Raw genomic sequence first — 7339 nt, 5'->3', positions numbered from 1 at the left:
GCTGCAACCAGTGTGAAAGTAGGTTATCGTCAGGCTAGTTATATAGAAAAGCCCCACTCAGTGATCTGAGTGGGGCTTTTCGCTTTGGGCGATCGCTATATCCTATCGCAACAGGATCAACGTGCAGATCAACCGATATCATGATCAAATCAAACCCACCACCAAGGACTGCACGATGAACATCTACCTCGCGGTCATCGACACGATGGCAGATTGGGAAATTGGCTATCTCACAGCCGAGCTGCATAGCCGGCGCTTCTTCCGCGATCCCGAGATGGCATGCAGTCTCGTCAAACTTGGCGTGACCCTGGACGCCGTTCATAGTATGGGCGGCATTCGGTATGTACCTGACGTGACGGTCGATACTATCCAAATGCAGGCTGACGATCTGCTCTTGCTACCTGGCGGCGATGTCTGGGCCACGCCATTTGTCAGGCCTTTCCTGGAATTGGCGCGAGAGGCCCTGGACCAGGGTCGCAATGTTGCCGCCATCTGCGGCGCGACTGTTGGCCTGGCCAGCACCGGCGCGTTCGACCGGCGTCGCCATACCTCCAACGATCTCGCATCGCTGAAGGCCGCTTGTCCTGAGTATGCCGGTCAGTCCCACTACCGTCACAAGCCAGCAGTTCGCGGCGACAACCTGATTACCGCGAGCGGTCTGGCACCCTTGGAATTCTCATATGAAGTGCTGAAGATGCTGAAGGTGTGGCGGCCTGAAACGGCAACCGCCTGGTACCGTCTGCACAAGACGCGGCAGGAATGCTGGTATCACGCGCTGGTCGCGTCGATGTCGCCCGAGGCCCAGGAGCCCCTGCCCGAATAAACGAAGCTACCTTCGCTCTGGCTTCGCAGCACAACCCGCAGTACAGTCACGGTATCCGTGATCACTCAGACAACGATGGACTATCAGCAGTTACACGCCCAACGCCGCGCGCATCCAGCCTGGCGGCTTGTCGCCGTAGACCATGCGCCCATGATTGCCAGCTTCCTGCACCACGTCTTTGTCGTGCCGAATGTTCGCACCATCGCGCGTCAGCAACTGGTGTCGCAGCTGGATGATCACTTGTATCAGCTGCACCAGGTTAGCGGCGAAACCTTGTTCCCGAAAAGCGCTGTTGCTTATCTTGATGATTAGGCGTCCGACGAGCGTGGATGGCTGCGCAAATATTACCCGCCCGGTGAAGACGAACCCCATTACGACTTGACGTCATCGAGCGAGCAGGCGCTCGAGTGGCTGCAGAGTCTTGGCCAGCGCGCCTTTATCGGCACAGAATCACGCCTGATGACGGTCTTTGACCTGCTCAAGCAGATCACCGATGGCACCGAACTCAATCCACGCGCGCGCATCGCCGAGCTGCAATCAAGGCGGGCCGACATCGATGCGCAGATCGCCAGCATCAGGGGGGGGCCATCTGCCCCTGATGGAGCCGACCCAGGTGCGCGAACGTTTCCTGCAAATGGCGTCCACTGCGCGTGAGCTGCTGTCCGACTTTCGCGCGCTCGACCGCAGTGTGCGCGAACAGATCGCCACGTGGGACGGCGGCAAGGGCGAGCTGCTCCAGCAGATCTTCGCCTGGCGTGACCAGATTACCGATTCCGATGAAGGCCGCAGCTTTCGGGCGTTCTGGGATCTCTTGATGTCGCCGGCGCGCCAGGACGAGTTGAGCAAACTGCTCGAACGGGTGATGGCCTTGGCGCCGATCCGCGAACTCGGACCGGATCTGCGCCTGCGCTGGATCCACTACGATTGGCTCGAAGCTGGCGAAGTCACTCAGCGCACCGTGGCGCGCCTGTCCGAACAACTGCGTCGCTACCTCGACGATCAGGCCTGGCTCGAGAATCGCCGTATCATGGAGCTGATTCGCGAGGTCGAGCAAAAGGCGTTGGCGATGCGCGGGCAGGTGCCCGATGCAGACTTCGCCAGCATTGATGCGGCCGGCCCGGACACCGGCCTGCCCATGGAGCGACTGCTCTACACACCACCGTTCAAGGCCGATCTGCGCGCAGCGGTGGTCGAAGAGGCCGGCGCCGCGATCGTCACTGACGCGTTGTTCGAACAGGTCTACGTCGACCAGATGCGCCTGACATCCAATGTGCGGCGCGCTCTGCAGACCCGCAACCAGGTATCGCTCGCTTCGGTGATTGCCGAGCATCCGATCGAACAGGGTCTGGCCGAACTGGCCACCTACCTGAAGCTGGCAACACAGGACGTCGGGGCCATGATCGACGATGAGCGCACCGAGTCAATCACCTGGACCGCCAATGATGGTTGCCAGCGTCAGGCGACGCTGCCGATGGTGATCTTCACGCTGCGCGACACGAACAACGAAGAATAAAGAGCCAATGAACGACGAGTATCTGCGCCAACGCGCGCCCATGCCGGACGCGCCCGATATGCCGCGCCTGGTCCAGCGCCGCCCGCTCAGTTTCCCGGTCAGCCTGATCCTCGTTTTGTTGCGCAAGAAGCTGGCCGAATTCGACGTCACCAGTGGCGACACCCGGCTCGTGATCGGGCGCGATGACATCGCTGATCAGATGCGCCTGTTCCTGCCCGATACCGCCAACGAAGCGCGCCTGCTTGACCGCATGGACACGCACCTGAACAAAGTCGTCGAACTGGGCTTTCTGCGCCGGCTGCGCGCGCAGGACGGCCACTTCGAAGTGCGGCGTGTACTCAAGGCTTTCGTCGATGCGCAATGGCTCGATGACTTCACGCAGCGCCTTGACACCTATGCGACGCACGCCGCGTCGCTCGATCCGTGGGAGAGCGAATGAACGCACCGCAAGAAGCCCAGCAGGAATTGACGGCGGGCGTCCTGCGCGCAGGATTCCGCTTGCGCCGGTTCGAGGTCTACAACTGGGGCACGTTCGACGCGCGCGTGTGGCGACTGCAGCCTGATGGCGACAATATGCTGCTCACGGGGGATATCGGCTCGGGCAAGTCGACCCTCGTCGATGCGTTGACGACGCTGCTGGTCCCGGCTAACAAGGTCTCGTACAACAAGGCCGCCGGCGCCGACGCGCGCGAGCGCTCGCTGCGCACCTATGTGCTCGGACATTTCAAGTCCGAGCGCGGCGACACCGGCATGAGCGCGCGCGCCGTCGCACTGCGCGACCACCGCAGCTATTCAGTACTGCTTGGCGAATTTTGCAACGAAGGCTATGAGCAGACCGTCACGCTCGCGCAGGTATTCTGGTTCAAGGACCCGCGCGGCCAGCCCGAGCGCTTTTATGTGGTGGCCGAAAGCGCGCTGGCCATCGCCGAGCATTTTTCGGGCTTCGGCAGCGATGTCACCCAGTTGCGCAAGCGCCTGCGGGCCACGGCCGGCGTCACGCTGCACGACAGCTTCCCGGCGTACGGTGCTGATTTTAGGCGCCGCTTCGGCATCGGCTCGGAGCAGGCAATGGACCTGTTCCACCAGACGGTGTCGATGAAATCAGTGGTCAACCTGACTGAATTCGTGCGCGAGCACATGCTCGAGCCGTTCCCGGTGCAGCCGCGCATCGATGCACTGATCGCGCACTTCGATGACCTCAATCGCGCGCATGAAGCGGTGCTCAAGGCCCAGGCCCAGATCGAACGTCTGCAGCCGCTGACGGCCGATTGCACCCGGCACGCCGTGCTGGTACAGCAGGTCGATGCGTTGCGCGGCTGCCGTGATGCACTGCGGCCCTGGTTCGCCCACCTCAAGGGCGAGCTGCTCGACAAGCGGATTGCCAACTGAGCCCTCGACGAAGAGCGGGCCGGCACCAGGCTCGCGCAGCTTGCGCACGACCGGCGCATGCAGGCCCGCACGCGTGACGAACTCACGGCCGCCATCTCGGCCAATGGCGGCAACCGCATCGAACAGATACGCGCCGAGATCGTGCGCATCGAAGCGAGCAAGAACGAGCGCAGCGAGCGTGCCCAAAAATACGATCTGATCGCGGGCGCCCTCGGCCTGCCGGCGGCGGTCGATGCGGACACCTTCGATGCCACTGGCCGCGCTATCGCCCTTGGCCAGTCCGACTGCGTCATCCAGCGCGACGAGCGCAGCAACCGGCTGACCGAGGCTGGTGTGACGGTGCGCGAGCTGCGGCTGCTGCATGGAGAACTGACGGGCGAACTCGAGTCGCTGCGCCAGCGCCGCTCGAACATCCCGCGCCAGATGCTGACCGTGCGCGCCGCGCTGTGCGATGCGCTGGCGATCGCACCCGATACGTTGCCATTCATCGGCGAATTGATCCAGGTACGGGAGGACGAGCGCGCGTGGGAAGGCGCGGCCGAGCGCCTGCTGCATGCCTTCGGCCTGTCACTGCTGGTACCCGAGGCGCACTACGCGCAGGTTGCGGCGTGGGCAGAACGCACGCATCTTGGCGCGCGGCTCGTGTATTACCGGGTGCGGCCGCAGGCGGCGAGCCAGCCGCCGGCACTGCACCCGCAATCGCTCGTGCACAGGCTGGCCATCGAGCCGGCCTCGCCGTTCTACAGCTGGATCGCGCACGAACTGGCACGCCGCTTCGACTACGCCTGCTGCGAGAACATGGACCAGTTCCGGCGCGAACAGCGCGCGATCACCCGCAATGGCCAGCTCAAGGCCGGCGGCGAACGTCATGAAAAGGATGATCGGCGCACGATCGACGACCGCACCAGCTACGTCCTGGGCTGGTCGAACGATGCGAAGATCGCCGCGCTCGCCAAGCAGGAGCGTGATTTGGCCACGCGGGTGTCGGCGCACGCTGCGCAAATCGTCGCGCTCAAACGCGAGGTCGATGATTACAACAAGGTGTATGGCCTGTGGCAGCAACTGGCGGTGTACGCGCACTTCGCGGAGCTGGACTGGAAGTCACTGGTGGCATCGATCGACCGGCTCGAACGCGAGCAGGAAGAACTGGCCGCGACGTCCGACCTGCTGCGGACCTTGCAAGAGCAGCTGCGCGTGCTGGGCGACGAGCAGATCGCACTCGACGCACACCATGCGACAGCGGCAGCCCTGCTGGCGACGCTGGTCGAAAAGCTGCGCACCGCGCGCGAGCAATTCGCAGAGTGCGACACGCTGGCAGCGGCGGCCGACGAAACCATTCGCGCGCGTTTCGTGACGTTGGTGTCCTTGCGTGAGCAGGCGCTGGGCGAGCACACCTTGACCGTGGAGTCATGCGACAACCGCGAGCGTGACATGCGCGACTTCATTCAGGCCAGGGTCGATGCCGAGACCAGGAAGATCGAGCGCCTGCGTGATACGATCATCTCGGCCATGCAGGATTACGTGCGCACCTGGCCGCTGGATGCGCGCGAAGTGGACGTCAGCATCGACGCCTCCGCTGAATTCGGACGCATGCTGCACGCACTCGAAGCGGACGACCTGCCCCGCTTCGCCGACAAGTTCAAGGGTCTGCTCAACGAAAACACGATTCGCGAGATCGCCGGCTTCCAGTCGCAGCTCAAGCGCGAGCGCGAAACGATCCGCGAGCGGGTCGACACCATCAACGCGTCCCTGCATGCGATCGATTACAACCCGAACCGCTACATCGCGCTGGAGGCAGAGCCGAGCCTGGACGCCGACTTGCGCGACTTCCAGCAAGACCTGCGCAGCTGCACCGAAGGCGCGCTCACTGGCTCGGCCGACGAGGAATATACCGAGGCGAAGTTCTTGCAGGTGCGGCGCATCATCGAACGTTTTCGTGGGCGCGAAGGCAGCGCCGAAATGGACCGGCGCTGGACCCGCAAGGTGACGGATGTGCGCAACTGGTTCGTGTTCTCGGCGTCCGAGCGCTGGCGCGAAGACGATCGCGAGCACGAACACTACACGGATGCGGGCGGCAAGTCCGGTGGCCAGAAAGAGAAGCTGGCCTACACCGTGCTGGCGGCCAGCCTGGCCTACCAGTTCGGCCTCGAGTGGGGGGCGGTGCGCTCACGGTCGTTCCGCTTCGTGGTCATCGACGAAGCGTTCGGCCGTGGCTCCGATGAGTCGGCCCGCTATGGGCTGGAGCTGTTTCGGCGCATGAATCTGCAACTGCTGATCGTCACGCCGCTGCAGAAGATCCACATCATCGAGCCGTATGTCGCCGGGCTGGGTTTCGTGCACAGTGAAGAAGGGCGCCAGTCGATGCTGCGTTATCTGAGCATCGAGGAATACCGCGCCGAACGTGGCGCGCGCGTGCAATGAGCGCGCGGCGCGCAAACTGGTCGACGCCTGCCGATATCGTCGCCGGCGTACAGCGGCTATGGGACAGCGGAGGCTGATGCGCTGCGCATGATCGGGCGTGTCAACGATGCGCGTCGGTTCGATGCGCTGGCCGCCATCACGCTGGCGTCGTTTCCGCTACTGCGCACCTGGGTGAGCAGCCATCCGCTCAAGCTGCTCGAACATGGCGAGGGATGGGAGCGCATCCTGGCGGTCCTGCACTGGTTCGTTGCGCATCCCCGGCCGGCGATCTATCTGCGCCAGCTCGATACCCACGGCGTCGACACCAAGTTCATCGAGGCCCGCAAGGGCTTGTTCGCCGAATTGCTCGATCAGGTCTTGCCGCCGGAGGCGCTGAGCGAGGCGATTGGACCGCGCCAGTTCGAGGCGCGCTATGGTTTGCTGGGCAAGCCACCTCTGATTCGCTTTCGCATGCTCGACGAGGCGCATTACATCGCCGGCTTGTCGGACCTGACGGTACCCGTGACACAGTCCGCGATGCTGCGCACGGGTATCGAGCGGGTGTTCGTTACCGAGAACGAGATCAATGCACTGGCGTTTCCGCAGGTGGAGTCGGGCATGGTGGTGTTCGGGGGTGGGTATGGCATTGACCGCCTGACCGGGATCGACTGGTTGCGTGATCGCGATCTTGTGTACTGGGGCGATATCGATACCCACGGATTTGCGATCCTCGATCGCTTGCGTGCGGCGATGCCAACGGTGCGTTCGTTGCTGATGGATGCGGCGACATTGCAGGCGCATCGCCATTTGTGGGGAAGTGAAGATGCAGACAAAAGGTTCACAGGAAACCTGACCCGGCTCACGGTTCAGGAGCAGGCGCTCTTTACCGGACTACGCGATAACGTTTTGGGTGAGCGGCTTCGCCTGGAACAGGAACGTCTTGCTTATGGATGGGTTAGCTCTGCAATTAAAAATTGTTGAAATCGCAGCCTTGCGCCAGCGCGATGCGTTTGTTATAGTCTCGCTCCCTCGACGCAGAAGCATTCAAACGAATGTGGAAGCCAAAAGGAAAGAAAAAAAGAAGTTGACGAACATCGCAAAACACCGCATACTCTCTCTTCTCTGCTGCTAACGAACACAACGCTTCGTAGCAAACGGCAGAAGCAGCACCGAATAAAGTTCTTTAAAAATTAACAGTCGATAAGTGTGGGCGT

Annotated in this window: 3 protein-coding genes and 3 pseudogenes; all 6 read left to right on the top strand. The window is 62.5% G+C overall.

The window, feature by feature from the left end; genetic code table 11:
* Window positions 1–175: 175 nt before the first annotated feature.
* Window positions 176–823 (top strand): DJ-1/PfpI family protein, encoded by a 648-nt coding sequence (locus tag RCH14_RS23865; protein ID WP_343028593.1) that lies wholly within the window; start codon window positions 176–178, stop codon window positions 821–823.
* 75 nt (window positions 824–898) lie between these two features.
* Window positions 899–1477: pseudogene (locus RCH14_RS23860) on the top strand (DUF3375 family protein).
* Window positions 1437–2336, top strand: a complete 900-nt coding sequence (locus RCH14_RS23855; protein WP_343028592.1) for a DUF3375 domain-containing protein — start codon at window positions 1437–1439, stop codon at window positions 2334–2336. Before RCH14_RS23860 ends, RCH14_RS23855 begins: the two are co-directional and overlap by 41 nt.
* Window positions 2337–2355: 19 nt before the next feature.
* Window positions 2356–2775: pseudogene (locus tag RCH14_RS23850) on the top strand (DUF4194 domain-containing protein); the annotation flags it as partial.
* A pseudogene (locus tag RCH14_RS23840) lies at window positions 2772–6146 on the top strand (ATP-binding protein). The pseudogenes RCH14_RS23850 and RCH14_RS23840, both read left to right, overlap by 4 nt.
* 27 nt (window positions 6147–6173) lie before the next feature.
* A complete protein-coding gene (locus RCH14_RS23835; protein WP_343028594.1) occupies window positions 6174–7106 on the top strand; it encodes a Wadjet anti-phage system protein JetD domain-containing protein in 933 nt (310 codons plus the stop codon).
* Window positions 7107–7339: the final 233 nt, after the last annotated feature.

It is taken from the genome of Massilia sp. MP_M2 (genome assembly GCF_039123635.1).
Taxonomy (GTDB): Bacteria; Pseudomonadota; Gammaproteobacteria; order Burkholderiales; family Burkholderiaceae_D; genus Telluria.
The sequence above is the reverse complement of the archived record's forward strand: the minus strand, read 5'-3'. Positions and strand labels throughout refer to the sequence as shown.